This is a genomic window from Acidovorax sp. KPB24-07 (genome assembly GCF_057543315.1).
This window is the reverse complement of record NZ_BAAJYS010000326.1, coordinates 1-3,714: the sequence shown is the minus strand read 5'-3', so window position 1 is coordinate 3,714 and position 3,714 is coordinate 1. Positions and strand designations below refer to the sequence as shown.

The 3,714-nt window shown below is 68.9% G+C and carries 3 protein-coding genes; all 3 read left to right on the top strand.

All coding sequences use genetic code 11. The features are described 5' to 3' along the window. Positions 1 to 778 (top strand): iron-sulfur cluster carrier protein ApbC (apbC, locus tag AC27IQ_RS20230; protein WP_487090563.1); only part of this gene is annotated, 778 nt, incomplete at its 5' end. A 193-nt stretch (positions 779 to 971) separates the two neighbouring features. Beyond that, positions 972 to 2,612 carry an OFA family MFS transporter gene (locus tag AC27IQ_RS20225; protein WP_272564975.1) on the top strand — a complete coding sequence of 547 codons (1,641 nt, stop codon included), beginning with the start codon at positions 972 to 974 and terminating at the stop codon, positions 2,610 to 2,612. 12 nt (positions 2,613 to 2,624) lie between these two features. Next, positions 2,625 to 3,714 (top strand): methyl-accepting chemotaxis protein (locus AC27IQ_RS20220; protein WP_487090562.1); only part of this gene is annotated, 1,090 nt, incomplete at its 3' end.

The window sequence follows — 3,714 nt, the reverse complement described above, 5'->3', positions numbered from 1 at the left end:
CGGCAAGGGCGGCGTGGGCAAGAGCACCACCGCCGCCAACCTGGCCCTGGCGCTCGCGGCCGAGGGCGCCAGCGTCGGCGTGCTGGATGCCGACATCTACGGCCCCAGCCAGCCCATGATGCTCGGCATCGAGGGCAAGCCCGAAAGCGCCGACGGCAAGACCATGGAGCCGATGCGCAATCACGGCGTGCAGGTGATGTCGATCGGGTTCCTGATCGATGCCGACCAGGCCATGATCTGGCGCGGCCCCATGGCCACCCAGGCGCTGGAGCAGCTGCTGCGGCAAACCCACTGGAAGGACCTGGACTACCTCATCGTGGACATGCCGCCCGGCACCGGCGACATCCAGCTCACGCTGAGCCAGCGCGTGCCCATTACCGGCGCGGTGATCGTCACCACGCCGCAGGACATCGCATTGCTGGATGCCAAGAAGGGTATCAAGATGTTCGAGAAGGTGGGCGTGCCCATCCTCGGGATCGTCGAGAACATGGCGGTGCACGTGTGCAGCCAGTGCGGCCACGCCGAGCACATCTTCGGCGAGGGCGGCGGCCAGCGCATGGCGGCGGAATACGGCATGGCCTACCTGGGCGCGCTGCCGCTGGACATGCAGATCCGCCTGCAGGCCGACACCGGCACCCCCACCGTGGTGGCCGACCCCGATGGCGAGGTGGCCCGCATCTACAAGAAGATGGCGCGCGACGTGGCGGTCAAGGTGGCGCAGCAGGCCAAGGACTTCTCGTCGAAATTCCCCACCATCTCCATCAGCAAGACCACCTGAGGCGGCCGCTGCCGGACGACCGGCGGCTTCGCCTGCACTGCTGTCCTTTCTGCTTCCTGACAGCGCGGAAAAACATGTCGCGTTGTGTGCAATGTGTCTTGACGTAGCTCAAGCAATGCGCTGACACTGGATCGAGAACCCGTGCCAGGGTGGCGCGCGGACGTCGAAAAAGAGCACAGCAGAGAGGAGTGGCATGTCATCCACACAACCCGGTTTTCTGGACAAGGAACGCATCATTGCCGGTCCCGGCTTCAACCGGTGGCTCGTTCCTCCGGCGGCCTTGGCGATCCACCTTTGCATCGGCATGGCTTACGGGTTCTCCGTGTTCTGGCTGCCGCTGTCCAAGGCCCTCTCCACGGCCGGCACCGGCGCTGCCTGCCCCAAGGACATGAGCTTCTTCGCGGAGCTGTTCGCCTCCGGCTGCGACTGGCGCGTGGCCACGCTGGGCTGGATGTACACCCTGTTTTTCGTGTTCCTGGGCTGCTCTGCCGCCATCTGGGGCGGCTGGCTGGAGCGCGCCGGTCCGCGCAAGGCGGGTGTCGTGTCCGCGGTGTGCTGGTGCGGCGGCATGCTGCTGTCGGCGCTGGGCATCCACCTGCACCAGTTCTGGCTGATGATCCTCGGCTCGGGCGTCATCGGCGGGATCGGCCTGGGGCTGGGCTACATCTCGCCGGTGTCCACGCTCATCAAATGGTTTCCCGACCGGCGGGGCATGGCGACCGGCATGGCCATCATGGGCTTCGGCGGCGGCGCGATGATCGGCTCGCCCCTCGCGGTGGACCTGATGAAGCGGTTTTCCACCCCCACCGACGTGGGCGTGATGCAGACCTTCGTGGTCATGGCGCTCCTGTACTTCGTCTTCATGATGGCCGGCGCCCTGGGCTACCGCGTGCCCGCCACGGGCTGGAAGCCGGCCGGCTGGACCCCGCCGCCGCCCAGCGCCAACACCATGATCACGCAGCGCCACGTGCACGTGAAGCGCGTCTGGGGCATTCCGCAGTTCTGGCTGGTCTGGGTGGTGCTGTGCATGAACGTGAGCGCGGGCATCGGCGTGATCGGCATGGCCTCGCCGATGCTGCAGGAGGTGTTCGGCGGCGCGCTCATCGGCGTGCCGCAGAAGTTCGGCGAACTCGACAAGGCGCAGCTGGCGGCCATCGCCGCCGTGGCTGGCGGCTTCACCGCGCTGCTGTCGCTGTTCAACATCGGCGGCCGGTTCTTCTGGGCCAGCCTGTCGGACAAGCTGGGCCGCAAGATGACCTACGTGGTGTTCTTCGTGCTGGGCGGCCTGCTGTACGCCAGCATCCCCAGCTCGGCCGGGGCCGGCAGCAAGCTGCTGTTCGTGGGCGCGTTCTGCATCATCCTGTCGATGTACGGCGGCGGTTTCGCCACGGTGCCGGCTTACCTGGCCGATCTGTTCGGCACGCAGTTCGTGGGTGCCATCCACGGCCGCCTGCTCACCGCCTGGGCCACCGCGGGCATCCTGGGCCCGGTGGTTGTCAACTACATGCGCGAATACCAGCTGGGCCTGGGCCTGCCGCGCGAGCAGGTCTACAACCAGACCATGTACATCCTGGTGGGCATGCTGGTCATCGGCCTGATCGCCAACCTGCTGGTGCGCCCGCTGGCCGACAAGTGGTTCATGACCGATGAAGAGCTGGCGCACGAGAAAAAGCTCGCGCACGAGAAATCGCTGGCGGCCGAGGTGGGTTCGGGCACCGGGGCCGGCAGCTCCACCAGCCCGGCACTGGTGGCGTTCGCCTGGGCTGCGGTGGGCATTCCCCTGGCCTGGGGCATCTACAAGACCCTGGTGAGCGCGGCCAAGTTCTTCCAGTAAGGGCTGGGCACCATGGTGCTGCCAGGCTCCCTTCACCGGCGGATCAACGCCGCCGCGGCACGGTTCGCCGCCGAGCACGCGGGCCGCTTCACGCTCGAGCCACCGCAGGGTGGCGCCGCTCAGGCGCCGCTGCTGCGTTGCGCCGGGCGCCTGCTGAACGGCGACTTTTCGGTGGCCGACCGCTTCACCGCGCAGACCGGCGTGCGCGCCACCGTGTTCGCCCGGCAGGGCAACGACTTCGTCCGCGTCGCCACTTCGGTGCGCAAGCAGGACGGCGAGCGCGCGGTGGGCACGTTGCTCGACCGCTCCCACCCGGCCTATGCCAACCTGCTGGCGGGGCGCGGCTATGCCGGCTACGCCACGGTGTTCGGCCGGCAGAACATGACCCGTTACGACCCGGTGCGCGATGCGTCCGGCCACGTGGTGGGCGTGCTCTACGTGGGCCTGGATGTCAGCGAGATTCCCGCTTTGAACCTGGCGGGCCGGCTGGCCCTGCTGGTGCTGGCGGTGCAGTACGCGCTGTGGGCGCTGGCCTGGCTGGTGCTGGCGCCACTGCCTGCCAGTTGGGTAGCGGTGGTGGCGGGCCTGCCGCTGCTGGCAGCGGCGGCGATCTACGGCATGGTGCAGCGCGGCATTGCCCGGCCGGTGGCGCAGGGGCGCGCGGCGGCGCAGCGCATCGCCGCCGGCGACCTCACCACCCAGATGCATGTGGCCCGGCGCGACGAGGTGGGGCAGATGCTGCAGGCCATCAACGGCATCGGCGTGGGGCTGGCCGGACTGGTGGGCAACGTGCGGCGGGGCGCGGACGGGCTGCGCCTGTCCACCAGCGAGATCGCGGCCGGCAACGGCGATCTGGCCACGCGCACCGAGCAGCAGGCCGGCGAAGTCAACAGCGCCGCCTCGGCGCTGGAGCAGCTCACGGCCACGGTGGGGCAGAACGCCGAGCACGCCCGGCGCGTCAACGGGCTCATGGGCGCGGTGTCGCAGGCGGCCGGGCAAAGCGGCGCTGCGGTGGAGCGGGTGGTCGCCACCATGGGCGACATCCGCGAGGGCGCGCACCGCATCCGCGACATCATCGGCATCATCGACGGCATCGCCTTCC